Source organism: Kistimonas ophiarachnellae (assembly GCF_057552235.1).
In genome coordinates this window covers 96,087-121,930 of the sequence record NZ_BAAJPA010000002.1, presented here as the reverse complement: position 1 = coordinate 121,930, position 25,844 = coordinate 96,087, and the positions used below count along the sequence as shown (strand labels likewise).

Annotated in this window: 17 protein-coding genes and 5 tRNA genes; 9 read left to right on the top strand and 13 right to left on the bottom strand. The window is 51.4% G+C overall.

Translation table 11 applies throughout. The annotated features are described in order from the left end of the window. The first annotated feature begins 16 nt into the window (after positions 1-16). From AC27K1_RS02780 to fabI, 7 genes are all read left to right on the top strand, one after another. Positions 17-1,624, top strand: a complete 1,608-nt coding sequence (locus tag AC27K1_RS02780; RefSeq protein ID WP_487148144.1) for a lytic transglycosylase — start codon at positions 17-19, stop codon at positions 1,622-1,624. A gap of 73 nt (positions 1,625-1,697) precedes the next feature. After that, positions 1,698-3,563, top strand: coding sequence for an extracellular solute-binding protein (locus AC27K1_RS02775; RefSeq protein WP_487148143.1), 1,866 nt, complete (start codon positions 1,698-1,700; stop codon positions 3,561-3,563). Positions 3,564-3,618: 55 nt separating this feature from the next. Beyond that, the gene (locus tag AC27K1_RS02770) at positions 3,619-5,376 is read left to right on the top strand and encodes an extracellular solute-binding protein (protein ID WP_487148142.1); all 1,758 of its coding nucleotides are present in this window, start codon (positions 3,619-3,621) and stop codon (positions 5,374-5,376) included. Positions 5,377-5,464: 88 nt separating this feature from the next. After that, positions 5,465-6,556: a microcin C ABC transporter permease YejB gene (locus AC27K1_RS02765; RefSeq protein ID WP_487148489.1), complete on the top strand. Its 1,092-nt coding sequence runs from the start codon at positions 5,465-5,467 to the stop codon at positions 6,554-6,556. After that, positions 6,556-7,572, top strand: coding sequence for an ABC transporter permease (locus AC27K1_RS02760; RefSeq protein ID WP_487148140.1), 1,017 nt, complete (start codon positions 6,556-6,558; stop codon positions 7,570-7,572). Before AC27K1_RS02765 ends, AC27K1_RS02760 begins: the two co-directional genes overlap by 1 nt. Next, positions 7,569-9,158: an ABC transporter ATP-binding protein gene (locus tag AC27K1_RS02755; protein ID WP_487148138.1), complete on the top strand. Its 1,590-nt coding sequence runs from the start codon at positions 7,569-7,571 to the stop codon at positions 9,156-9,158. The genes AC27K1_RS02760 and AC27K1_RS02755 overlap by 4 nt, the downstream gene beginning before the upstream one ends. Before the next feature lie 71 nt (positions 9,159-9,229). Beyond that, positions 9,230-10,024 (top strand): enoyl-ACP reductase FabI, encoded by a 795-nt coding sequence (gene fabI / locus AC27K1_RS02750; RefSeq protein ID WP_487148136.1) that lies wholly within the window; start codon positions 9,230-9,232, stop codon positions 10,022-10,024. Positions 10,025-10,087: 63 nt separating this feature from the next. On the opposite strand, the gene AC27K1_RS02745 is transcribed toward fabI, so the two are convergent. The 11 genes from AC27K1_RS02745 to AC27K1_RS02695 form a co-directional block, all read right to left on the bottom strand. Next, entirely contained in the window at positions 10,088-11,995 is a 1,908-nt protein-coding gene (locus AC27K1_RS02745; RefSeq protein WP_487148134.1) for a SurA N-terminal domain-containing protein, read from the bottom strand. Between the two features lie 270 nt (positions 11,996-12,265). Continuing rightward, the gene (locus AC27K1_RS02740; protein ID WP_487148488.1) at positions 12,266-12,571 is read right to left on the bottom strand and encodes an HU family DNA-binding protein; all 306 of its coding nucleotides are present in this window, start codon (positions 12,569-12,571) and stop codon (positions 12,266-12,268) included. Positions 12,572-12,892: 321 nt separating this feature from the next. Further along, complete coding sequence (lon, locus tag AC27K1_RS02735) at positions 12,893-15,319, bottom strand: endopeptidase La (protein ID WP_487148133.1); 2,427 nt, start codon at positions 15,317-15,319, stop codon at positions 12,893-12,895. Positions 15,320-15,623: 304 nt separating this feature from the next. Beyond that, positions 15,624-16,913, bottom strand: a complete 1,290-nt coding sequence (clpX, locus tag AC27K1_RS02730; RefSeq protein WP_487148131.1) for an ATP-dependent Clp protease ATP-binding subunit ClpX — start codon at positions 16,911-16,913, stop codon at positions 15,624-15,626. A gap of 141 nt (positions 16,914-17,054) precedes the next feature. After that, on the bottom strand, positions 17,055-17,693 hold the full coding sequence (gene clpP / locus AC27K1_RS02725; RefSeq protein WP_211828315.1) for an ATP-dependent Clp endopeptidase proteolytic subunit ClpP: 639 nt from the start codon (positions 17,691-17,693) through the stop codon (positions 17,055-17,057). An 88-nt stretch (positions 17,694-17,781) separates the two neighbouring features. Continuing rightward, complete coding sequence (gene tig, locus AC27K1_RS02720) at positions 17,782-19,113, bottom strand: trigger factor (protein WP_487148130.1); 1,332 nt, start codon at positions 19,111-19,113, stop codon at positions 17,782-17,784. A 253-nt stretch (positions 19,114-19,366) separates the two neighbouring features. Beyond that, positions 19,367-19,451: transfer RNA gene (locus tag AC27K1_RS02715), tRNA-Leu, on the bottom strand. A 38-nt stretch (positions 19,452-19,489) separates the two neighbouring features. Continuing rightward, positions 19,490-19,565 (bottom strand) — tRNA-His (locus AC27K1_RS02710). A gap of 36 nt (positions 19,566-19,601) precedes the next feature. Continuing rightward, positions 19,602-19,677, bottom strand: a tRNA-His gene (locus AC27K1_RS02705). Between the two features lie 165 nt (positions 19,678-19,842). Then, positions 19,843-19,919, bottom strand: a tRNA-Arg gene (locus tag AC27K1_RS02700). Between the two features lie 28 nt (positions 19,920-19,947). Further along, positions 19,948-20,024, bottom strand: a tRNA-Pro gene (locus AC27K1_RS02695). 373 nt (positions 20,025-20,397) lie between these two features. On the opposite strand from AC27K1_RS02695, the gene folD reads away from it, so the two are divergent. After that, positions 20,398-21,258, top strand: a complete 861-nt coding sequence (folD, locus tag AC27K1_RS02690) for a bifunctional methylenetetrahydrofolate dehydrogenase/methenyltetrahydrofolate cyclohydrolase FolD (protein WP_487148129.1) — start codon at positions 20,398-20,400, stop codon at positions 21,256-21,258. A 54-nt stretch (positions 21,259-21,312) separates the two neighbouring features. Here folD and yiaY read toward each other — a convergent pair whose 3' ends face one another. Next, positions 21,313-22,464: an L-threonine dehydrogenase gene (yiaY, locus tag AC27K1_RS02685; RefSeq protein WP_487148128.1), complete on the bottom strand. Its 1,152-nt coding sequence runs from the start codon at positions 22,462-22,464 to the stop codon at positions 21,313-21,315. A gap of 707 nt (positions 22,465-23,171) precedes the next feature. Here yiaY and AC27K1_RS02680 point away from each other — a divergent pair. Continuing rightward, positions 23,172-24,284, top strand: coding sequence for a hypothetical protein (locus AC27K1_RS02680; RefSeq protein WP_487148127.1), 1,113 nt, complete (start codon positions 23,172-23,174; stop codon positions 24,282-24,284). Positions 24,285-24,389: 105 nt separating this feature from the next. On the opposite strand, the gene cysS is transcribed toward AC27K1_RS02680, so the two are convergent. Continuing rightward, positions 24,390-25,772, bottom strand: a complete 1,383-nt coding sequence (gene cysS / locus AC27K1_RS02675) for a cysteine--tRNA ligase (RefSeq protein WP_487148126.1) — start codon at positions 25,770-25,772, stop codon at positions 24,390-24,392. Positions 25,773-25,844: the final 72 nt, after the last annotated feature.

The following is a 25,844-nucleotide window of genomic DNA, read 5'->3' as shown; positions in this document are numbered from 1 at the left end:
ACAATCACGGTACCCAATGCAAGAAGCGAATCGAACGAAATCCCCCTCACGCGCCTTAAGCCGGATCAGCCCGGTAGCGGGCGCGGTTCTGGCTCTCAGTCTGCTGGCAGGATGTCAAACCTCCCCACTACAACAGGCACCTGAATCTGCTCAGTCTTCTGCTGGCACAAGTTCAGTACAAGCTGCCGGTGACCAAACCGGGCAAGCGGAAACACCTGCAGCCCCAAAACCAGTGGTGATTACCAACCTCTGGGATCGTATTATCCCCGGTCTTGCCCTGAACCTTGACCAGGATGACCCAAGAATCCGTGCAGAACTGCACTACTTCCGTCGTCACCAAGGCTACTTTGACCGTGTCATCAATCGAGCCTCCCCTTATCTCTATCACATCGTTGGAGAGGTACAGGAACGCAATATGCCCATGGAAATGGCGTTGCTGCCGGTCGTGGAAAGCGCCTACGATCCCTTTGCTTACTCCCACGGCCGGGCTGCGGGCCTCTGGCAGTTCATTCCTTCAACCGGACGCCATTATGGTTTGAAGCAAAACTGGTGGTATGACGGACGCCGTGACATCCTGGCGTCAACGGATGCTGCACTGGATTATCTCCAGGAACTTCACGAAGAGTTTAACGATTGGGAACTCGCGCTGGCCGCTTACAACGCAGGTCGAGGCACCGTAGCTTCCGCCATTCGGAAAAATCGCAAAAAAGGCAAACCGACCGATTTCTGGTCACTGAACCTGCCCCGGGAAACCACCGCATATGTCCCCCGCCTGATCGCAATCTCAAAAATTATCCGCGATTCAGATACCCATAACATCACAGTGAACAGTGTTGCGAACAAACCTTACTTTGATGTTGTTGAAACCGGACAACAGATTGATCTGGCCCGCGCCGCCACGCTGGCGAAGATTGACATTGATGAACTGTATCGCCTGAACCCGGCGTTCAACCGCTGGGCGACCGATCCCGATGGCCCGCACCACCTGCTGGTGCCCGTCGATAAGGCTGATCATTTCCGCCAGGTACTGGCCAGCCTGCCTGCAGAACGTCGCCTGCAATGGCAGCGTTACACCATTCGTTCCGGCGACAGTCTGCTGACGATCTCCAAGCGCTACCAGACGTCCGTTGACCTGATCAAGGAAGTCAACAATCTGAAAAGCAATACCATCGTTGCAGGTAAAGCACTGCTGATCCCGGTACCTTCGGAGGACAGCGAAGCTTACGCACTCAGTGCAGAGCAACGGAAACTGGCCCGACAGAGCCGCTCTGTCAGCGGTCGACAGAAAATGCAATATCAGGTGAAACAGGGCGACAGCTTCTGGTTGATCGCCAAAGAGTATGACGTCAATGTCCGGGCCCTGGCCAAATGGAACAGCATGGCTCCCACCGACACGTTGCGTGCAGGTCAGAAACTGGTTATCTGGACGGAACCCGGCAAAGGGAACTCCGGCATTATCCGTAAGGTCAACTACCAGGTCCGAAACGGCGATAACCTTTCTTTGATTGCCGGGCGCTTCAACGTCAGGGTGAATCAGATCAAACAATGGAACACTCTGCCGGGCAAATACCTTAAGCCTGGCCAGCAGTTAACCCTCTATGTGGATGTGACCAGTACTAACTGACACTGAAACAGTCTGCTTCATCACCCCTGCTATAGTTGGATAAACGTCCATATAGCAGGGGACATTCCAGCCAGTGCGACCCGCTTTTATCCTCTTTTTCGCCATCCTGACCGTGGGAATCGGGGGCGTGCAGGCAGATATCGTCCACTCGCATGGGCTGTCTCTTCACGAACCGCTGAAATATCCGCCAGACTTTACGCATCTGGAAACGGTCAATCCCGACGCCCCAAAAGGCGGCACCCTGCGACTGCAGGCCTATGGCACCTTCGACTCACTCAACCCTTATATTTTCAAAGGCAATACGCCATCCGCATTACCCGGTTTCTCGTTACTGGGGGTCAGTGAACTCAATGAAACGCTGATGACCGGCAGCCACGCCTTCCAACTCTCTGCTGATGAAAAACAGGCTGCCTATGGTTTGCTCGCAGAATCCATCCGCTACCCCAGCGACTGTGCCTGGGTAGCATTCCGGATCAGACCGGAAGCAAAGTTCCATGATGGCAGCCCCGTTACACCCGGGGATGTTCTGTTTTCACTTCAAGCATTACAACAGTGGGGGCACCCGCGCTTTAAACTGGCTTATCAAAACATTAAGCACGCTGAAGTGACCAACAACGATGAAATCCGGTTTGAATTTCAGGCAGCGAATCACTGCACACAACTTTACACGCTGGCCGAGCTGCCCGTTTTCTCAAAAGCAGCCCTCACCAAGAACGGCCTGGACAATCCGCTGCAAACAGAAGATCCGTTAATCCCTCACCTCAACTCAGGCCCTTACCGCATCACGCACATTATTCCCGGTAAACAACTGGTGTTCGAGCGTATTGCTGACTATTGGGGGCGAGATCTTCCGATCAACCGGGGAAAGTATAATTTTGATCGAATAATCATAGACTTCTATCGCGATATCAATGTCGCTTTTGAGCATTTCAAATCCGGCGCCTTTGATGTTTATTTCGAAATGGTTTCCAAAAACTGGCAAAACGCTTATGACTATCCCGCCATCCATAACGGCACCGTAAAAAAGCTGGAACTCCCTCTGTTTAGCCCCGGGGGACTCAGGGCATTCTTTTTCAATACTCGTCGTCGGCCTTTCAACTATGAGTCCACCCGAGCGGCCGTGAGCCTGTTGTTTGATTTCAACCTGATTAACCGGGTGTTGTTTTATCAGCGCTATCAACTGAACCAGAGCATGTTCCCATTCCTTCAAAACCAGAAATGGGACAGACCGGATACCCACGAACAAAAGCTGCTTGCCCCCTTTCGCCATCAACTCCCCACCAGATTATTCTCGGAGCCTCCGCCGATTAACAGCGAGATAACAAACCAGCACCAGGCAAAACATCAGGCACTAAAACTATTAGAACAAGCAGGCTGGCATTATCAGAATCATCGCATGATCAATGATAAAGGGATCCCGCTGAAGTTTGAGATCATCCATCCTTCGCAAGGTCTGGAACGCATTACACAGCATTTCGTCAAACATCTTTCCGCTATTGGTATACAGGCAACCGTCAGAACCCTGGATGGCAGCCAGTACCGCCAGCGCTTGAAGGATTTTGACTTCGACATGATTCACTTCCCCATTCCACAACGTATGCTGCCAGGTCCAGAGGCTATGGATTTTTTCCATTCCTCAACAGCGAATCAACCCGGCAGTATGAACTTTGCCGGCATCCAGGATCCCGTGATTGATCATTTACTCAGCGGTTTACAGTCTGCCCAGGGGATTGAATCTCTCAGCCAATATGCCCGGGCTATTGACCGGGTGATTCTGTGGCGGCACTACGTCATTCCCGGGTGGCATAGCCCTATTCTGCGAATTGCTCATCAGTCCAGGCTTCGTTATCCGGCGACCGCGCCATTATATGGATTCAGTTTTGCCAACTGGTGGGAACAGACAGCCCGCCCTCAGCAAACGGCACACGAGCGGGATTAATATGCATCGAGAAACGCTGCTAAAAGGGTCATACCTTGTCATCTGTTGCTTAACGATGCTATTCATACCATCGCTTTCAGCAGAGACGTTGATAAGCCATGGCATCGCGCTCCATGGCAATGTGAAATACCCTGCCGGCTATGCGAACCTTGATTACGTTAATCCTGAAGCCCCCAAGGGTGGCACCCTGCACCTCCATGCGACAGGTACATTCGACAGTTTTAACCCCTACATTCTCAAGGGCAAGGATGCGTATGGAAGCCTCTTCCTTCATGACACCCTGCTCAGCCGGACTGTCGACGAACCCCTCAGCAAGTACGGTGTGATCGTCAGCCACATTGAACGGCCAGATGATAACCGCTGGGTTGCCTTTCAAATTCATCCTGACGCGCGCTTTCAAGATGGAAAACCTATCACCGCAACAGACGTTGTCTTCAGCTTCAATACCCTTCTAGAGAAGGGCTCACCCTTCTGGCGACAGTTTTATGCCGACGTTGACTCGGTGACAGCCACAGCATCCAACCGGGTGCTTTTCACCTTTAAAACCAGTAAGAACAGGGAGCTCCCCTTTATCCTCGGGCAAATGCCGATACTCGCCTCCCACTGGTGGCGCCAGCGCGATTTCTCCCACAGCGACCTGCAGCCACCGATAGGCAGTGGTCCATACCGGATCGCCGATTTCCAGCCCGGGCGCTATGTCGTCTATGAACGAGTCAGGGACTACTGGGCCAATGACCACCCCTTTAATCGCGGGCGGTATAACTTCGACCGAATTCGCGTTGATTACTACCGTGACCAGACCGTCGCACTGGAAGCCTTCAATAATGGCAGCATTGATGTCCGTATCGAAGACAACCCACGACACTGGCTAGAGGGATACAATCAGAAAGCCCTTCAAAGCGGAAAGATTATTCGTGAAAAACATCGCAACCTGAATCCCCAGACACTCTCGCTGGTATTCAATGCCCGCAAACCGTTACTCAAAGATCGCAGTCTTCGCGAGGCCATAACCTGGCTGCTGGAACCGGACTGGATGATCAATCACCTGCTACAGGACGAGTTTAACCGGGCTCTGAGCCTGTTTGCCGGTACAGACCTGTCCATGCCACAACTGCCCGGGGCAGAAGAAAAAGCACTGCTGGCTCCCTATAACAACATTTTACCCACCGCACTGTATACAATCCCCTGGCACCCCGCACCCGCCTCGCTGACCAGCCGACAACGACTGCAACAGGCACACCATCTATTGCGGACAGCAGGTTATTCTTTCGATAAAAACCAGCTGAGGAACAAAACCGGTCAGCCTATCAAGCTGGAATTACTTCTTCATCAGCCGGAATTAGAACGTTTATTCCAGGGACAGCGCAAACGTCTGGCGGAAGCCGGCATCCAACTGAACATCAGAACCCTGGACAGTGCGCTCTACCTGAACCGCATCCGGCAATATGACTACGATTTGATTGTCCATACCTTCCGGCATACGCCATCGCCTGGCACCGAGCAATGCAATTTCTGGCACAGCAATGTCGTGGATATACCAGGAAGCCTGAACCTGGGCGCTCTCAGCAACCCTTCCGTGGACGCCCTTTGTGCCAGCATCCCCGAAGCCAGCAGTCGCGCTGAATTGAAAAGCCGCCTGAATGCCATGGATCGCGCCGTGCTGTGGCAGTACCAGGTCGTGCCGCTGTTTTATATGCCTGACTGGCATATTGCCTATCAATCCAGGGTCAGACACCCCTCTCGCCTGCCCGGCTATGGCATTGACCTGAATACCTGGTGGCAACGCACACCTGAGCATCAAACGCTAGACTAATAGTCATTCCAAACAGCCAAGTGGCATGATGCCCGAAAATAAATGCATCGAAGCCCAACACTGATCGCCAGCCAGAATGGTTAACCCGATGCGCGCCTATATCGCCCGACGACTCCTGCTGTTTATTCCCACACTGTTTGGCATCATGCTGATCAACTTTGTGATTATCCAGGCGGCGCCTGGCGGTCCTGTCGAGCAGATGATCGCCAAACTGGAAGGGCTGGATACCGACATCACCGCCCGCATTGGCGGCGATGCTGGCAGCGAAATTCAGCAGCCATTGATGGACCAGACCAGTGAATATCGCGGTTCACGGGGGCTAGACCCTGACCTTGTTCGGGAGATAGAGGCGCAATACGGTTTTGACAAGCCCCCGGCAGAACGCTTTTTCCTGATGATGTACCACTATCTGACACTGGATTTTGGTGACAGTTTTTATCGTGATATCTCCGTTACCGCACTGATTGCTGAGAAACTGCCGGTTTCTCTTTCTCTCGGACTATGGAGCACCCTTCTTGTTTATGGCCTGTCCATCCCCCTGGGTATCCATAAAGCGGTTCGGCATGGTAGCCATTTTGACGTCTGGAGCAGTACGCTGGTAACCATCTGCTATGCCATACCCGGCTTTTTGCTCGCATTATTACTGATCATCCTGTTCGCCGGTGGCAGCTATTGGCAGTTCTTCCCGCTCCGGGGACTGATTTCCGATGATTTCGATACACTATCCCTGAGCGGAAAAGTCGCCGATTATTTCTGGCATCTTGCACTCCCCCTGACTGCGATGGTGCTGGGAAGCTTTGCCACCCTCACTTTTCTGACCAAAAACGCCTTCCTTGACCAGATTGCCAGGCAGTATGTCATGACGGCCCGTGCCAAGGGACTCAGTGAACGACAGGTACTCTACGGACACATATTCCGCAATGCCATGTTGATCGTTATCGCTGGTTTTCCTGCCGCACTGATCAGCATTCTCTTTACCAACAGTCTGCTTATTGAAGTGATTTTTTCCCTGGACGGATTGGGCTTGCTGGGATTTGAATCCGCCATCAGCCGGGACTACCCCGTGGTGTTTGGCACCCTTTATATCTTTACGCTACTGGGACTTGTCGCCAGACTGCTGGGCGACCTCGCTTATGCGCTGGTCGACCCACGCATTGATTTCGACGCGAGGGATTACTGATGCGCCTGCGCCCTTATAACCAGAGAATGTGGCAGCAGTTCAAGGCAAATCGCCGCGGGTACACCGCTTTTTGCCTGTTCCTGACATTATTTGTGCTGGTGTTGATAGCAGAGTTCATTGCCAACGACAAACCACTGCTCGTGAACTATGAAAACCATTTCTATATCCCCGTTATTTTTGATTACCCGGAAACAACCTTTGGAGGCGATCTCCCCATCCGTGTAGATTTTCGGGAACAGTTTATCCAGGACAATATCCATCAAAAGGGCTGGATGCTTTGGCCCCCGATCCGCTACTACCACGACACCATCAATTATGACCTGCCAGCACCGGCACCACCGTCGGCCGAGAACTGGCTGGGTACGGATGACCAGGGGCGTGATGTTCTGGCCAGGGTCATTTATGGCCTGAGAATATCGATTCTATTCAGCGTGATACTGACCCTGCTCAGTACCGTGATTGGCGTCATCGCAGGCGCCCTCCAGGGCTTCTATGGCGGACGCATCGACCTGCTTGGGCAACGTTTTCTGGAAATATGGACAGGCCTTCCCATGCTCTATCTGCTGATCATCCTGTCCAGCCTGGTGGAACCGGGTTTCTGGTGGCTGCTGGGCACCATGCTGCTGTTTTCATGGACTGCACTAGTGGATGTCGTCAGGGCAGAATTCCTCCGGGGTAGAAACCTGGATTATGTCAGGGCGGCGCGAGCACTGGGCGTCAGCGATACACGGCTGATGTTCCGACATATTCTGCCCAACGCCATGGTCGCGACCCTGACCTTTATACCGTTTATCCTGACCGGCGCCATCAGCACCCTGACCTCCCTCGACTTTTTGGGATTTGGCCTGCCAGCGGGTTCACCTTCCCTCGGCGAACTGATTGCCCAGGGGAAAAATAACCTCCAAGCCCCGTGGCTGGGTATTACCGCCTTTCTGATCCTCTCTTTTCTGCTGACATTACTGGTCTTTATCGGTGAAGCCGCAAGAGATGCCATGGATTCAGGAGTCACAGCATGAGTCTGCTGGACATACAAAATTTGTCCGTACAGCTAGCACATAGCCCAAAAACACTGGTGAAATCCGTTTCGTTGGCCATTGATCAAGGAGAAACCCTTGCACTGGTCGGTGAATCAGGTTCAGGTAAAACCCTGACGGCACTCAGTATCATGGGATTGCTGCCTCATCAGACACAAGCGTCCGGACATATAAGATTCAATGGACAGGATCTGCTGGCACTGGACAACCCGGGCATGTCAAAACTTCGCGGTAATCGACTCAGTATGATCTTCCAGGAACCCCTGAGTTCACTGAACCCACTCCATACCGCTGGCAGGCAGATCAGTGAAACACTGATACGTCATCAGGGCATGAGTGGCCGAAAAGCGAAAACTGAAACCCTTGGGTTACTGGAAAGGGTTGGCATCAGTCAAACTGAGCAGAAATACAACGCACTACCCCATGCGTTATCAGGCGGCCAACGCCAGCGCATTATGATAGCCATGGCACTGGCCAACCGACCGGACCTGCTGATCGCTGATGAACCGACGACAGCATTGGACGTCACCGTCCAGCAACAGATTCTGACGCTACTGGACAGTTTACGGGATGAATATGGCCTGTCGATTCTCTTGATCAGCCATGACCTGAACCTGGTCAAACATCACGCCTCACGGGTAGCGATTATGGACGACGGGCAGATTATTGAGTCGGGCGCCGTTGATTCGGTATTGCATGATCCACAACAGTCGCTGACCAGAAGACTGGTTCATTCCATACCGCAGGGGCCTGCACCAACCCCATTGGCTTGCTCCCCTGAAATACTCAATGCCTCAGAGATAACCGTTCGCTTTCCTGAAAAAAAAGGGCTGCTGGGCAGGGTGCAGTCCTGGCATTTTGCCGTACGCAATGTATCACTACAGTTAAAAGCGGGTGAAACCCTGGGACTTGTCGGTGAAAGTGGTTCCGGGAAAACCACCCTGGCCTGCGCGCTTATGAAGTTGCTGCCATTCGATGGCAACCTTCAACTGCGTCAGCAAAAGGTTGATCAGCTGGGGCGTAAAGCATTCAAGCCTTTTCGTCGCCATCTACAAATGGTGTTTCAGGATCCATTTGGCAGCCTGAGCCCCCGGCTCACAGTGGAAGAAATTATTGGGGAAGGACTTCATGTCCACTGTACCGGCAGCCCTGAAAACATCAGGCAACAGGTTATCAGCGTCCTTCAGGACGTCCAGTTACCTGAGACAATCCTGGGCCGCTATCCCCATGAATTCTCCGGCGGACAACGCCAGCGAATTGCCATCGCCCGGGCGCTGGTGCTTAAGCCTGACGTACTGATACTTGACGAGCCTACTTCAGCCCTGGATCGCACAGTTCAGTGCCAAATTATCAATCTGCTCAGGACGTTACAAAAGAAACATCAACTCAGCTATCTGGTAATCAGCCATGATCTTGCGATCATCAGGGCCATCAGCCATCGCATCATGGTCATGGAAAACGGAGAGATTATCGAATCTGGCACAACGGAAAGCGTCTTTCAGCATCCCTCTCAACCTTACACACGCCAGTTACTGCAGGCTTCATTGACAGATAATTACATAAAATAAAAGTGTCGTTATCGAAACCGGCCCGTGGTTTCTCTATACTGGCGAAATTTGTCAATATAAAGGAATTCCAGATGGCTTTTCTCAAGGGAAAACGCGCACTGATCGTAGGCGTTGCCAGTAAATTGTCGATTGCCAGCGGTATCGCAGAAGCCATGCACCGGGAAGGCGCAGAGCTGGCCTTCACCTATCAGAATGAAAAACTGAAAGGACGGGTAGAAAAGTTCGCTGAGCAGTGGGGATCATCCGCTGATTTGTGCTTTCCCTGTGATGTTGCCAGCGATGAACAAATCGAAGCGGTATTTACTGAGCTGGCCAAGCAGTGGGACGGCCTGGATATCATTATCCACGCCGTAGGTTTTGCGCCAGGTGACCAGCTCAGCGGCAACTTTGCCGAAGTCACCACTCGAGACGGCTTCCGCATTGCTCACGACATCAGCACCTACAGCTTCATCGCCCTGGCCAAAGCGGGTCGTCAGATGATGGCCGGACGAAATGGTGCACTGCTGACGCTGTCATACCTTGGCGCCGAGCGCACCATGCCCAACTACAACGTAATGGGTCTGGCCAAAGCCAGCCTGGAAGCCAGTGTTCGCTACCTGGCAACCAGCCTAGGCGAGGAAGGCACCCGGGTAAATGCCATCTCTGCCGGCCCCATCCGCACCCTGGCAGCCAGCGGTATTAACAGCTTCCGTAAGATGTTGGCCCATAATGAAGAACGGGCACCGCTGCGTCGTAACGTAACACAGCTCGAAGTCGGCAATGTGGCGGCGTTCCTTTGCTCTGACCTCGCCAGTGGCATGACCGGTGAAATCACCTATGTCGATGGCGGCTTCAACATTACCGCAATGGGACAACTGCCAGAGTAAACCTTAGTTTCCTGAGGGTACAAAAAAGGCCGGATTATCCGGCCTTTTTCTTAACATCAAACTTTAGCTTTCTGTATCCTGGGCAAACCGCTTGATATCCGCAGTATTTTTCAGATCCTGCTGATACTCACCAAACAGGGCTTCTCCCATCCGCATAGACAGAATATTACTAATATTCTGCACCTGCTCTGATGCAACAGCCTCAGTTCCCTGCTCCACCTTGCTCACAGCGACGACAACCACATCCCCGTTCGGCAGCGTGGTTTTACCATAGCTGGGAACGTCACCTTGCGGGTGCGGTAATTTAAACGCATCCAGAAGCAGTTGTTGGGGTAGACCTTCTTCTGCACGCCCGGCGAACGCTTTCTCCTGCCACTCGGTGGCATACTCTTTGGCCACTTCGGCACTGGAGCGCCCTGAGTCCAGGGCGGCAAGAATCATATCCGCCTTTTCGTTCATCTGCTGGTCAGCTCGTTCATTTCGAACCTCTGCAACAATGGCATCACGCACTTCAGACAAGGGTTTCACTTCGGGCTGCTTGTGTTCCTTGATGCGAATAACCGCGACTTTTCCAGGCGCAATATCCAAAGGTTCACTGTTAGCCTCCAGGTTCAGAACATCATCACTGAAAGCCGCATCCACAACCGCACGATTTTCGGCAATACCCTTGCCACCACGGCGATCGAACAGCGCAGTGGTCTGGACTTCAAGCCCTAATTCTTCAGCCGGCTGCTGGAGATCCGCTGCCTCAAAACTGATATCTGCCAACTTCTGGGATTGCTCGACAAACAACGGATCTACAGCACGCTCTTTAAGATCACGGACAAGTTCATCACGCATATCGGCCAGTGCAGGAATATTCGCGTCTGTACCCGCAGTGCGTTTAATCAAGACTACGCCAAAATCGGTCAGGACAGGCTGGGAAACTTCCCCTTTGGCAAGTGCTGCGAGCGCCTCGTCGAAAGCCGCTCCCAGGAAACCAGTCTCAACAGCGCCCAGATCACCACCTTTTGCGGCTGAATCTGGCTCTTCAGAGTACTCACGGGCCAGCGATGCAAAATCTTCACCCTTGCTCATACGCTGCTTGAGATCATCAGCCAGCGCCAACGTCGCATTCTCATCGCGGGTATCGCTGGGCTCAAGCAGGATCATGGAAGCTGTTACTGTATTATTTGCCTTTTCCTTCAACTCAGAAACGCGAGCTTCATAGCTGGCCTTGATATCCGCATCATCGATCTCAATCTGATCAGCTAACTGGTCACGATCCAGGATGACATATTCCAGGCTCACCTGCTCAGGTGTCATGAATTCAGCCTGGTGATCCTGGTAATAAGACTCGACAGTCTCTTCATCAACCTTCACGGCGTCTCTCGCAGCCGCCATATCCAGTGTTAGCCAGGCGATATCCCGGGTTTGCTGCTGGATATCCGTCAGTTGCTGGACTTCATAAGGCGTGGCAAATTCGGAGCCCGCAATACTGGCCCGAATATGTGACGCCAAAAGCTCTTCCCGGAGGTATTGCTGGAACTGCTGCGGCGTCATTCCCAGGGAGCGCACCAGCTGCTGGTAACGGTTGGCATCATATTGGCCATCCACCTGGAATTCAGGCGTAGAGCGAATCAGTTGATCCACACTCTGAGCGGAGATAGACATCCCTACCCGGTCGGCGTACTGGCGGACCACCTCTTTCTGGATCAAGCCTTCCAGTGCAGCCTGTTGCAGCATCTGCTCATTGAACATGGAGGGGTCGAAATTACCACCCAGCTGCTGCATCAATAACCGACGCTGCTGATCAACCGCCTGCATCAGTTGCTGCTGGGTAATCTCCTGGCCATTCACTTCGGCGACTTCAGGGTTATTAGGGTTGGGAGCCAGTGACTCCAGACCGAAGATAGCAAAGGTAAAGGCAATAAAGGCAATAATCGCCTTGGCGATCCAGCCCTGGGCCTTATCCCTCATGTTTTGCAGCATAGAAACCTCAACAACGTCCTGTGAATCGAATTCTGTATGAATGCAACAACCTGATAGTCACCCGGTAGATACCTGCTTTTCACCAAAGGCTCCGCCGGCCAAGGTCTACTGTGCACGTCATAGGATCAAAAGTAGTGAATGATAATAAAAAGGCGTATCCATGGATACGCCTTTTTTATCTCAGCCCTGCACACTCAGCACTTTACATAAAAAACGCCAACAGTCTCTCAAGATGAATACTCTTCTCGTGTCAGGGTGAGGTAAAAACGCTTAGTTAACCGCGTCCTTCAGCGCTTTGCCAGCCTTGAAGCTGGGGATCTTGGCGGCAGCGATCTGGATCGGCTGGCCCGTTTGAGGATTACGACCGGTGCGTGCTGCACGTTCCTTGACCCCAAACGTACCAAAGCCAACCAGAGCCACCTGGTCACCGCTCTTGAGCGCACCGGTAATCGATTCAACAACTGCGTCCAGTGCACGGCCAGCTGCCGCCTTAGGAATATCCGCAGATTCAGCAATTGTCTCGATCAGTTCAGACTTGTTCACTTCATTCCCCTTCTTGTGACGTGGTGTTTCGATGGACTATGCAAGGACTCAGCCATCGTGGTACATGCTTCACCAGTTTTTCCGGCTATTTCTGTCACACACTAACCAGAAAGGGGTGATGACTGAATGGGCATACCGGAAGGAACTGCCATACCTTTCGCCTTGCAAAAACTGCAAAGTTTTATACCAATACGCTTCAGTCACTGTCAAGAAAGCCCCGCCCTGCAAGGGTTTCAGAGAGAAACAATCAGTATAAATAGACTATTTTCTGGCAAGCCGTGCAGGAAATCGTAAAATAATCTCTCAAAAACACGAGCGGCGGACATTCAGTCCGCCGCTTTTCACGCCATAGAATCAATGAGTACTGACAAGGTCACCACGGGCGGCATCCGCCTTTCCGTTTGCATCGTCAACCGTTACATCCTGATCTTTTGACTGAGGCTCCGGCATAAACTTAAGGGCCAGCTCCAGCACTTCATCGATCCATTTGACTGGACAGATTTCAAGATCCTGCTTGATATTATCCGGAATCTCTTTCAAGTCCTTTTTGTTCTCTGCCGGGATGATCACGGTTTTAATACCGCCACGGTGAGCAGCCAACAGTTTCTCTTTCAAACCACCTATCGCCAGAACCTGGCCTCGCAGTGTTATCTCACCGGTCATGGCAACATCCGCTCTCACCGGGATACCAGTGAAGACCGACGCCAGAGCAGTACACATGGCAATACCGGCACTGGGGCCATCTTTAGGTGTCGCACCTTCCGGAACATGGATATGGACATCGTGTGTTTCATGGAAATCAGGCTTAATACCCAGAACAGGCGCACGACTTCTCACAACGGTCATAGCAGCCTGGATCGACTCCTGCATGACATCACCCAGTGAGCCGGTTTTAATCACCTGTCCTTTACCACTGATCGCTACAGTTTCAATGGTCAGCAATTCTCCACCAACCTGGGTCCAGGCCAACCCTGTGACCTGTCCAATCTGGTCCTTTTCTTCTGCTCGACCATAAGTGAATTTCTGTACACCTGAATAATGGTCCAGGTCATCCGGTACAACCTGGCCGGGAACATCCTGCACACCAAGCGCCTGCTCTTTAACCAGCTTCCGACAAATCTTGGCAATTTCCCGCTCAAGCCCCCTGACACCGGCCTCACGCGTGTAATAGCGAACGAGGTCACGAATGGTGTCTTCATCAAACTGGGTTTCGCCTTTCTTCAACCCTGCATTCTTGAGCTGCTTAGGCAGGAGGTACCGTTCAGAGATGTTAATTTTCTCCTGTTCGGTATAACCCGGGATTCTTATCACTTCCATTCGATCCAGCAACGGCGCCGGAATATTCATGGAGTTCGACGTACAGACAAACATGACATCGGAGAGATCGTAATCGACCTCAAGATAATGATCATTGAAGCTGTTGTTTTGTTCAGGATCGAGGACTTCCAATAACGCAGAGGCCGGATCCCCCCGCATATCAGAGCCCATCTTGTCAATCTCATCCAGAAGGAAGAGCGGATTCCTTACACCCGACTTGGCCATTTTCTGTACTAGCTTACCGGGCATGGAACCGATATAGGTTCTTCTGTGGCCCCGGATTTCCGCTTCATCGCGGACACCACCCAGTGCCATGCGAACAAACTTGCGGTTTGTCGCCCTGGCAATGGATTCACCCAGCGAAGTTTTACCCACGCCAGGCGGCCCAACCAGACACAAAACGGGCCCCTTGATTTTACGTACGCGCTGCTGAACAGCCAGATATTCAAGAATACGGTCTTTGACCTCTTCCAGACCGTAATGATCTTCGTTGAGGATTTCTTCTGCTTTCTTGAGGTCGTGCCGAACTTTGCTGCGTTTTTTCCAGGGAATGCTCAGCATCCAGTCGATATACCCACGAACCACCGTGGCTTCTGCTGACATCGGCGACATTTGCTTCAGCTTCTTCAACTCAGACATGGTTTTGTCGAGTGCTTCAGCCGTCATGCCGGCAGCCTCTACTTTCTCCTTGAGGCTGTCAAATTCATCAACACCATCCTCAATGCTACCCAGCTCTTTCTGAATGGCCTTCATCTGCTCATTCAGATAATACTCCCGCTGGCTTCTTTCCATCTGTTTCTTGACACGCCCTCTCACCCGCTTCTCTACCTGAAGCAGATCAATCTCTGTCTCTATAAGGGCGATAAGGTACTCCAGACGTTCGAAGATATCGTCGACTTCAAGAATCTTTTGTTTGTCTTCTATCTTGAGGACCATATGGGCAGAAACGGTATCAGCCAATCTTTCAGGATCATCGACTTCAGAAAGCGAGTTCAGGACTTCGGTTCCTACTTTCTTACTGAGCTGTACATACTGTTCGAACTTACTGTAGAGCGTCTGTGTCAGCACTTCAGAACGGCGTGCCTCGACAGGCATTGCCTCCAGTACATCAGCAAGGGCTGTGTAGTAGTCACCACAATCCCTGAACTCAGTAATCCTGGCTCTTGAAGCGCCTTCAACCAGAACCTTTACCGTGCCATCTGGCAGTTTCAACATCTGCAAGATAGTTGATAACGTGCCAACCTCGTAAATTTCATCATGCCCGGGATCATCATCCTGAGCATTTTTCTGGGCCACAAGCAACACGCGCCGATCGCCTGCCATGGCCTTCTCAAGGGCTTTAATTGATTTGTCTCTGCCGACAAACAACGGAATAACCATATGGGGATAGACGACGACATCCCGGAGTGGCAAAAGCGGTAACTCCACCGTCTCATGGCAGCGGGTGAGATCCTGATTTTCCATACGCAGCCCTCTCTTCTGATACTCCTGACGGTCAGAAAATACGCTGACAAAACTGTTCAGCGTGATATGCGACTTCAAACCGCCTTACAGTCACTAAGATGAGGGCTTACGAATCAAAATACAAGGACAAAATGACCTGCATCAAAAAATGCTGACCCATTTGTCATTACTGAATGTAATGACTGAAAAATATATGAAAAGGGAGGTCGCAGGCCAGAGGCGATAGGCAACAAAATGAGAAGATACAGGTAGCGGCAAGAAATACGGGGCAGCAATAGCTTTACTGCCACCCCGAAAGATTACTTTACTCTTCTGGCAACGCTTTTGGCGTTTCCGTATTTTCGTAAATCAGAATAGGTGCGGTTTCACCCCGAATGACATTGCCATCAATGACCACCTTGGAAATGGTCTTATCCGAAGGCACGTCATACATAATCTCAAGCAACACATTTTCAAGAATGGAGCGCAAACCACGAGCACCCGTCTTTCGCTCCATCGCCTGTCGAGCCACTTCGCGCAGTGCTTCGTCACGAAAATCGATGTCCACACCTTCCATTTCCAGAAGACGTGCGTACTGCTTGGTCAGAGCATTCTTGGGCTCGGTCAAAATTCTGACCAACGCCTCTTCATCCAACTCTTCAAGCGTGGCTGCAACCGGCAGTCGACCGACAAACTCAGGGATCAGACCATATTTGACCAGATCTTCTGGCTCAACATCCTTGAATGTCTCACCAAGACTCTTCTTGACATCTTTGCTTTTGACATCTGCAGAAAAGCCGATACCGCCTTTCTCGGTACGATCACGAATAACCTTTTCCAGCCCAGCGAATGCACCACCACATATGAAGAGAATGTTCGAGGTATCAACCTGCAAAAATTCTTGCTGGGGATGCTTGCGTCCACCTTGAGGCGGCACAGATGCCACTGTACCTTCAATCAGCTTAAGAAGTGCCTGTTGCACCCCTTCACCGGATACATCCCGGGTGATGGACGGGTTATCCGCCTTACGGGAAATCTTGTCGATTTCATCGATATAGACAATACCCATCTGGGCCTTTTCTACATCATAATCGCATTTCTGAAGCAACTTCTGGATGATATTTTCGACATCCTCACCCACATAACCCGCTTCAGTTAGCGTCGTTGCGTCAGCAATCGTGAACGGTACGTTCAGCAGGCGCGCCAGCGTTTCAGCAAGCAATGTTTTACCGGAACCCGTTGGCCCCACCAGAAGGATGTTACTCTTTCCGAGCTCTACATCATCCTTGTTGCGGCTTTCGCCTGCCTGGAGTCGCTTGTAGTGGTTATAGACAGCAACAGACAGCACCTTCTTGGCGCGCTGCTGGCCGATAACATACTCATCCAGAATATCCTTGATCTCCCTGGGAGCCGGAAGCTTGTCACTGTTGCCCTCAGGCGCCGCTTCCTGAACCTCTTCACGGATAATATCGTTACAGAGATCAACACATTCGTCGCAAATAAAGACCGATGGGCCCGCAATCAGCTTCCGCACTTCATGCTGGCTTTTGCCGCAGAAGGAGCAGTAAAGCAGCTTGCCGCTATCATCACCCTTGCCGTTGCTCTGGTCGGTCATTCAAATACCCTGTTTTCTGGGATAACCCTTTTACAACAAGATGCTGGTTTTACCGTCACATTTCAAGGGGTCAGACAGAGAAAAGGTAATCGCCTTGTCCGTGCTGCTGACCACCCGAAATGCCATAGGTCAGCCCAGGCTCTACTCGGAAACCTGGCGCTTATCCATCACCTCATCAATCAAGCCGTACTCCTTGGCCTGAAGGGCATCCATAAAGTTGTCACGGTCAGTATCTCTTTCAACCACTTCCATGGGCTGGCCGGTATGATGTGACAGAACCTTGTTCAGTTTGTCCTTGATGGTCAGGATCTCTTTGGCGTGAATTTCAATATCGGACGCCTGACCCTGGAACCCACCCAGAGGCTGATGAATCATCACCCTGGAGTGTGGCAGACAGTAACGCTTACCCGCAGCACCGGAAGCCAGCAGCAAGGCACCCATGCTGGCTGCCTGCCCGACACAATAGGTGCAGACATCCGGCTTGATAAACTGCATGGTGTCATAGATTGCCATACCTGCCGTGACAGAACCGCCGGGAGAGTTGATATAAAGATGAATATCCTTATCCGGGTTTTCTGACTCCAGAAACAGCATCTGGGCGACAATCAGGTTAGCCATGTAATCTTCAACCTGGCCCACCATAAAAATAACCCGCTCTTTTAACAGGCGGGAATAGATATCGTAGGAACGCTCACCCCTGGCAGACTGTTCAACCACAATGGGCACCAGCCCACCGGCTGCCGAAATCTGGGGAGCGCTGTAATCAGTGAATCTGGACATATCCTGGAATGGCTCCTTGTCGGTGTGGGAGCACTGTCTCCGACAGTGCTCCGATCTTGCTGAGAAGAAAGATCAGCAGGCTAAGACCTTAAGCTTCAGCCTCTTCTTCAGCGGCATGTTGAGCAGGCTTGATGGCCTCTTCATAACTGCACTCGGCCTCAGAAACCTGTGCAGCATCGAGAATAGTATCCACCACCTGTTCTTCCAGTACAACATACTGCACCTGGCTCAGTTGCTGTTCATTGCTGTAGTACCAGTCAATCACCTGCTGAGGCTGCTGATAGGCAGAAGCAATGTCTTCGATCATGCTGCGCACACGGTTATCATCGACCTTGATCTCTTTAACCTTAACGATCTCGCCGACCAACAGACCCAGCTTGACGCGCTTGTCAGCTTCATCTTTGAACAATTCAGCCGGCAGGTTTTTCGGATCAATACCGCTGTTAGCACCACCAAACTGGGCAACAGCCTGATGACGCAGGCGATCAATTTCCTGCGCAGCCAGTGCATGAGGCACATCCAGATTGTGAACAGACAGCAGTCCGTCCATAACCTGGTTCTTGATCTTGGTTTTAACCGCCTGACGAAGTTCACGCTCCATGTTCTTGCGAATTTCTTCACGGAACGCTTCTTCGCCGCCTTCTTTAACACCATACTTGGCGAAGAACTCATCGTTCATTTCAGGCAGTACAGGCTGGCTGACAGATTTAACCTTTACAGTGAAAGCTGTCTGCTTACCCTTCAGTTCTTCTGAGTGATAGTCTTCAGGGAAGGTCAGCTCCAGCACTTTTTCTTCGCCAGCAGAAGCACCAACCAGACCATCTTCAAAACCAGGAATCATCTGACCGGAGCCCAGAACCAGCTTCTGGTTTTCTGCGCTGCCGCCTTCAAACGCTTCACCGTCCAAGGTACCAACGTAGTCAATCTCTACCTGGTCACCGCTCTCGGCAGCACGCTCAACCACTTCCCAGGTACGGCTCTGTTCACGCAGAGTGCTGAGCATAGTGTCAACATCAGCATCCTGAACAGTGCTCACAGGCTTTTCGACCTTGATCTGGGCGAAGTCTTCCAGAGCGATTTCCGGGTACACTTCAAAGGTGGCAATGAACTCGAAGTCCTTGCCTTCTTCCATGACCTTAGGCTCTACACTGGGGGAACCGGCAGGCTGGAGCTCCTCGCTGGAAATCGCTTCCATGTAGGAGGTCTGCATAACCTCACCCAGTACTTCCTGATAAGCGCCCTTTCCGTAACGCTTCTTAACCACCTTGAACGGTACCTTGCCCGGACGGAAACCATCCAGACGGACACGGCGGCTCATTTCCTTAAGACGCTCCTCAACCTTGGCATCCACATCAGCCGCCGGAACAACGATAGTCAGGCGACGCTCAAGGCCGGAAGTCGTTTCAAGTGAGACTTGCATGGGTATTCCTCATAAAACCAGCTGTAGCAACATTCGGTCACTGAAAAGTGTAACAGGGTATCAAATTCTCATGCATCACTGAATAGCCGATGCACATCCCCTGTTACAACATCAATCCCCGGAAGACAGTCTTTTATGCGCTTATTATTTGCAACCAAAAGACACTTGGATATCAGCACGATTCCAAGATGACCTTTTCGCCACATACGAAAAATGGGGATAAGGCAAGCTTATCCCCATTTTTAACAATGCATGGTGCGGAAGGAGAGACTCGAACTCTCACGCCTTGCGGCACTGGAACCTAAATCCAGCGTGTCTACCAATTCCACCACTTCCGCACAAAATCCCGCCAACCTGGCAGGATATTTTTTAAAACTGGGGTGGACGATGGGAGTCGAACCCACGACCGCAGGAGTCACAATCCTGAGCTCTACCAACTGAGCTACGCCCACCAGCACAACATCAATACACTACAACAACGAATTAAGTGGGGTGGACGATGGGAGTCGAACCCACGACCGCAGGAGTCACAATCCTGAGCTCTACCAACTGAGCTACGCCCACCACTAAATTCATACCGCCAGAAAGAAACTCACCGGTCAGCTGCGAAGCGCATCGTACTGATTTTTAAGCAGGATGCAAGCCCTACTCGCAAACCAGACAACACATCATCGAACCAACAAAACGCTTTTCAAAGACTGGCAAAGAAAACCGATCAGAAACACTGCATGGCGCGCCCGGCAGGATTCGAACCTGCGACCCACGGCTTAGAAGGCCGTTGCTCTATCCAACTGAGCTACGGGCGCATATACCCTTTATATCACAGGTTGTAACTGGTCGGGGTAGAGAGATTCGAACTCCCGACATCCTGCTCCCAAAGCAGGCGCGCTACCAGACTGCGCTATACCCCGAATCAGACGCTGCGAAGCGGCATGAGTGCTGCTCAACGACGGGGCGAATATTACCCGCAGCCCTGCAGTTCGTCAACGCCTCATCGACTACCTTTTTCCGTTAGGAAACGAGGACTTACAAAATGCTGTTAACGAAAATGCCACCCGCACGCTTTCCTTTATTAAAGAACATTTTGGAGGGAAGCGACAAAATCGGATTACACCCCATGCTCACTGGCCAACTTGAAGCATTGCAGCGAGTTCAACCGTAGTCGAAAAAATTCCAGGCAAAGGAAAAGTGTGCCCCGTCATGCGTTGACCCATGCCACGATTTACCGCCGAAAATCTGTCATACTCCCCGCCTTCCTGAAACAGAAAAAACAAGTCACATCTCATGCAAGCAAAGATCATTGATGGCAAACGCATTGCTGACGGGATCACGGACCGCATAGCTGCTGCTGTAAAAACAAGACAGGAACATGGTCTCCGCACCCCGGGTCTGGCGGTGATACTCCTGGGCGAAGATCCCGCCTCTCGCGTTTATGTCGGCAAGAAACGGCGGGACTGCGAAAAAGTCGGCTTCCTCTCTCGCTCCTACGACCTCCCTACCGCCACTACCGAAGAGCAGTTACTCACCCTGATTGATAACCTGAACAACGACCCGGAAATCGACGGCATCCTGGTTCAGCTTCCCCTTCCCGCCCACATCAACAGCACGCACGTGATCGAGCGCATCCGCCCCGACAAAGATGTTGACGGTTTTCACCCCTACAATATTGGACGCCTCTGCCAGCGTAACCCGATGCTACGCCCCTGCACCCCCAAGGGTGTCATGACACTACTGGAAAGCACCGGCGAATGTCTGCGCGGTAAGAAATCCACGATTGTAGGCGCCTCTAATATCGTTGGCCGCCCCATGATGCTTGAGCTGCTCCTCGCAGGCAGCACCACTACGACCGCCCACCGTTTCACCGAAAACCTGGCATCAGAAGTCGCCAGCGCTGATATCGTTGTTGTGGGTGTCGGGAAACCAGGACTGGTCAAAGGCGAATGGATCAAACCCGGCAGCATCGTGATTGACGTGGGCATTAACCGCCTGGAAAGCGGAAAACTGGTTGGCGACGTTGAATTTGAAGCTGCCGCTGAGCGCGCTTCCTGGATCACACCGGTACCTGGCGGTGTCGGCCCCATGACTGTCGCAACCCTGCTGGAAAATACGCTCTACGCTGCCGAGCACCTCCATCCGGACGCATAAGGCACACAAACAAAAAGGCCGGACATGAAGCCCGGCCTTTTTTACGACTATCGATTACATCGCATTGCGATAGATAGCCACGATCTCTTCGTGAGTCGCCTGCTTGGGATTGGTCAGACCACAGGCATCCTTCAGCGCATTCTCTGCGAGCAGATCCAGATCTTCCTCTTTCACATTCAGCTCACGCAGACCTGCAGGGATACCGACAGACGCTGACAGTTCACGGATCGCTTCCAGCGCTTTTTCAGCAGCCTGAGGCGCTTCCATACCTTCAACATCCTTACCCATGGCACGCGCCACATCAGCCAGACGACCGGGGCTAACCTGCGCATTGTACTGCTGGACGTGAGGCAGCAGGACAGCGTTGCACACACCGTGAGGCAGATCGTAGAAACCACCCAGCTGGTGCGCCATGGCGTGAACGTAGCCCAGGCTGGCATTGTTGAATGCCATACCGGCCAGCAACTGCGCGTAAGCCATCTGGTCACGGGCTTCCATGTCTTCGCCATTGTCGACCGCACGACGCAGGTAAGAAGCAATCAGTTTGATAGCTTTCAGCGCACAGCAGTCAGTCACAGGCGTAGCGATTGTAGATACATAGGCTTCTACCGCATGGGTCAGGGCATCCATACCTGTCGCTGCAGTCAGGGAAGCCGGCATACCCTTCATCAGCGCCGGATCATTGACGGACATGATCGGCGTGGTGTTCTTGTCAACAATCGCCATTTTCACGTGACGCTTCACGTCAGTGATGATGCAGAAACGGGTAATTTCTGAGGCCGTACCTGCAGTCGTGTTAATTGCGACCAGCGGCAACTGAGGCTTGCCGGAAACATCGACGCCTTCGTAATCCTTGATTTCACCACCATTGGTTGCAACCAGCGCAATACCTTTGGCGCAATCGTGTGGAGAGCCACCACCGAGAGAAATCACGAAATCACAGTCATTTTCCTGCAGCAGTGCAAGACCATCACGTACGTTTTCACAAGTCGGGTTAGGCTGAGTGCCATCATAAATAACGCTGGCAACCCCTTTTTCACCCAGCTGCTCAACCACATCGCCGACCAGGCCAATATCGTTCAGCACTTTGTCCGTTACAACCAGGGCTTTCTTAAGGCCAAATCCAACAATATCGTTGATCGCTTCAGCCAGACATCCTTCACCCATATGGTTAATGGCCGGCATAAAGAACTTGTATGCACTCATGCAATTCACTCCCAGGCAATCGTTTAATTCAGCTTGTCCTGCCCCACCCGGAGCAACGACAAGACAAAAAACCGTCTAAAACCACGTTAACACCGAGCATCTGGCACAATATTGACTTGGCGCAATGAAAAAACATGAGATTGCTCCCGTATTGACCCTTGCAAACAAACCAGCCACTGCAAACGCAATACCGGAGTAACACAACCGCTAAACAACACTTTAAAAGTGATGCCTGATCTCGAAAAGGCGCTCCAATGCATGATGCATGATGCATGATGCCGACTACGCTCCGCTCAACGGTTGTTTGTACTTAATTATGCAATTTTTTGATTATTCAAACGTAGAGTCACATCCCAGGGAACCGTTTCCGCACATGAACACAGATAAATTTCATATATGGGACTTCTTTAAGTCATGGCTCAGGAAACCGAAAAAGGCAGCTTAGCCCTTAACAGCTGCGTTACCGTTAACAGCAACCAAATTATTCATTGCATAGAAAAACGGGAACCAATAATGCCAGAAAGAATCTATTTGATTATTCCGAAGCATTGATCACACTTTGCAATCATCAATACGCCCCCTTTAACCAGATGTTTCGGATTTTTTTTTAATCCAGTATCTACAACATTTATGTAAGAGGCTTCACCATGATCAGAAAATCACCCCCCACACAACCAATAAGATCAGGCAGTAAAAAAACAGCCCCAATGAAAGAAAAGAACAAAAAAAATGGAAAAAACGTCAAACAAGCAAGAGCCAGGAAACCCGACACGGCAACCCATAAAAAGCTGACAGGCAATGTCACAAAAACGATAACATCCAGAAAAGGCGTCACCATTAAATTCACGACCACGAAAAAAAACGAAACACAGGATTCAGATTCAGAAAAAAAAAATCATGCACCAGCCAAAGGCAATCCACCCAATAAATTCAGGCGGTTGAAAGCGCTTTCTCTTGGACTGCTTGCAATCTCATCACGCACGGCCGCGGCGACCAACCAACCCTTGCATCAAACAGCTTTGGGTACTACCGCGAATCCAACCTATTACTCACCCGGCGCACCACTGATGCAACAAAGCGAACGATCCCAAATTTCCGAATCGATTATAATTAATTGCCAAAACAGCCAGGTAGTTCAAGATCTTTTCGATGATTTTCAAACAAGATGCGATAACAAGATTAATCAAAATAATAAGCAAATCAATAATTTACATTTCCAACTCGGAGCCTGCATTGGGGGAATCATTGCAAATTTCACTAACGTACTTAACAACCTCGACCAATCAAAAAAAACTGAAGCACAACAGTATTGCAAAAATGAAGTCAGCAAAAATAAAGACGTTGAAAAAAACGTCTGCTTCGCCTTAAACCAGGCAAATAATGATTGCGAAAATACCAACGAAAATCTGAATAGACAATTACAGGATCTGGATCTGAAGCTGAAGCAACAACAGGAACAATGCAGACAACAGCAGGAACAACAGCAGGAACAATGCAGACAACAGCAGGAACAACAGCAGCTACAAACGCAGCTACAAACGCAGGAACAAGTGCAGAAGCAAGAGCAAACCATAGGCGGTCTGGCCATCGGAACGGGTTTACTGGCCGCAATACTTATCGCAGGAGGAGCCTGTGCGGGAGTAGCCGCCAACAAGCAAAGAAAAAAAATCAGACGTCTGAAACAGAGGCTACAAACTCAAACTGCTCAACTGCCATTGTTACCAAAACTGTCTACCCCCTATATAATCCAACATTCAAGCCAGGGCATTCGAATACATCAACCACCAACACTACAACGGCAACGCTCAACCAGCGTCTGATATTGCCAACTCTGGCAACAAGCACCCGCCCGTACCCGGGCTCACAATCGTTGCCGCCGGTGCAATAATACATTGTGAAGCCCCGCAAAACGGGGCTTTTCTGAATTATCGCTCAATTCGCCACGTCGTGCCTTCGCGACTATCTTCCAGGATCACGCCTTTCGACGCGAGTTCGTCGCGAATCCGGTCAGCCTCGGCGAAATCACGGTTTTTCTTGGCAGCAACACGCTGATCGATCATGGAATGAATCCAAGCCTCATCAACATCAGCACCGGATTTCAGGAACGCTTCCGGCTCTCCCTGAAGAATCCCAAGAATACCGCCCAGCTTGCGCAGCAACGCTGCCAGAGGCAGGGCCTTGCTGGCCTCTTCACTGCGAACCCGGTTGAGCTCACGCACCAACTCAAACAGTACAGCCAGCGCTTCAGGCGTATTGAAATCGTCATCCATTGCGGCAAAGAAACGCTGCTCGAACGGATGATTCTCTGGCACTTCAACACCGGAAAGGTCCAGATCCTTCAGCGCAGTATAAAGTCGCTCAAGACGAATACCCGCTTCCTTCAGACTGTCTTCGGAATAGTTCATCGGGCTGCGATACTGACTGGAGATCAGGAAATAGCGCACCAGTTCCTGGTTGTACTTTTCCAGCACCTCACGGATGGTGAAGAAGTTGCCAAGGCTCTTGGACATCTTCACATTATCTACGCGAATGGCGCCGGAGTGCATCCAGGTATTCACGAATTTAACGCCGTTGGCCGCTTCACTCTGGGCAATCTCGTTTTCATGGTGAGGAAACTTGAGGTCGGAGCCACCGCCGTGAATATCAAAGGTTTCGCCCAGGCAGCATTTACCCATCACCGAGCATTCGATATGCCAGCCGGGACGTCCCTTACCCCAGGGGGATTCCCAGGACGGTTCTTCGGGCTTGGCGCCTTTCCAGAGTACAAAATCCAGCGGATCTTCTTTCTGCTCATCCACCTCAATACGGGCGCCGACTTCCAGCTCCTCCAGCACCTTGCCGGACAGACTGCCGTAGCCCTCAAACTTACGCACGCGGTAATAGACGTCGCCATTGCCCGGCGCATAGGCAAAGCCCTTTTCAATCAGGCCTTCGATCATGGTGATCATGCCATCAATATGGGCGGTCGCACGGGGCTCTTCATCCGGATCCAGGTTGCCCAGCTTACGGAAATCCTCACGCATGGCGGCAATCATCCGGTCAGTCAGCACATCAATTGACTCACCATTTTCCAGGGCCCGGCGAATGATCTTGTCATCGACATCGGTGATATTGCGCACATAGGTCAGGTTATAACCACGGGCACGCAGGTAGCGGGCCACCACGTCAAACGCCGTCACAGTCCGTGCGTGACCAATATGGCAAAAGTCATAAACCGTCATGCCGCAGACATACATCCGGACATTGTTTCCATCCAGCGGGGTAAAGGGCTCTTTCTTTCGGGTCAGGGTGTTATAAATCTGAAGCACGGTGTCGTCCTGTTTACTGTCTTTTTACCCAAACGTGATTGCCGGCTTTTCCGCTACGGGAAAGCCGGCACA

Bases quoted from the DNA above. Each gene is read 5' to 3' on its own strand.
- AC27K1_RS02780 (WP_487148144.1), top strand. From the start codon at position 17: ATGCAAGAAGCGAATCGAACGAAATCCCCCTCACGCGCCTTAAGCCGG.
- AC27K1_RS02770 (WP_487148142.1), top strand. From the start codon at position 3,619: ATGCTATTCATACCATCGCTTTCAGCAGAGACGTTGATAAGCCATGGC.
- AC27K1_RS02765 (WP_487148489.1), top strand. From the start codon at position 5,465: ATGCGCGCCTATATCGCCCGACGACTCCTGCTGTTTATTCCCACACTG.
- AC27K1_RS02760 (WP_487148140.1), top strand. From the start codon at position 6,556: ATGCGCCTGCGCCCTTATAACCAGAGAATGTGGCAGCAGTTCAAGGCA.
- AC27K1_RS02755 (WP_487148138.1), top strand. From the start codon at position 7,569: ATGAGTCTGCTGGACATACAAAATTTGTCCGTACAGCTAGCACATAGC.
- fabI (WP_487148136.1), top strand. From the start codon at position 9,230: ATGGCTTTTCTCAAGGGAAAACGCGCACTGATCGTAGGCGTTGCCAGT.
- AC27K1_RS02745 (WP_487148134.1), bottom strand. From the start codon at position 11,995: ATGCTGCAAAACATGAGGGATAAGGCCCAGGGCTGGATCGCCAAGGCG.
- lon (WP_487148133.1), bottom strand. From the start codon at position 15,319: ATGGAAAATCAGGATCTCACCCGCTGCCATGAGACGGTGGAGTTACCG.
- clpX (WP_487148131.1), bottom strand. From the start codon at position 16,913: ATGACCGACCAGAGCAACGGCAAGGGTGATGATAGCGGCAAGCTGCTT.
- clpP (WP_211828315.1), bottom strand. From the start codon at position 17,693: ATGTCCAGATTCACTGATTACAGCGCTCCCCAGATTTCGGCAGCCGGT.
- tig (WP_487148130.1), bottom strand. From the start codon at position 19,113: ATGCAAGTCTCACTTGAAACGACTTCCGGCCTTGAGCGTCGCCTGACT.
- folD (WP_487148129.1), top strand. From the start codon at position 20,398: ATGCAAGCAAAGATCATTGATGGCAAACGCATTGCTGACGGGATCACG.
- yiaY (WP_487148128.1), bottom strand. From the start codon at position 22,464: ATGAGTGCATACAAGTTCTTTATGCCGGCCATTAACCATATGGGTGAA.
- AC27K1_RS02680 (WP_487148127.1), top strand. From the start codon at position 23,172: ATGAAAGAAAAGAACAAAAAAAATGGAAAAAACGTCAAACAAGCAAGA.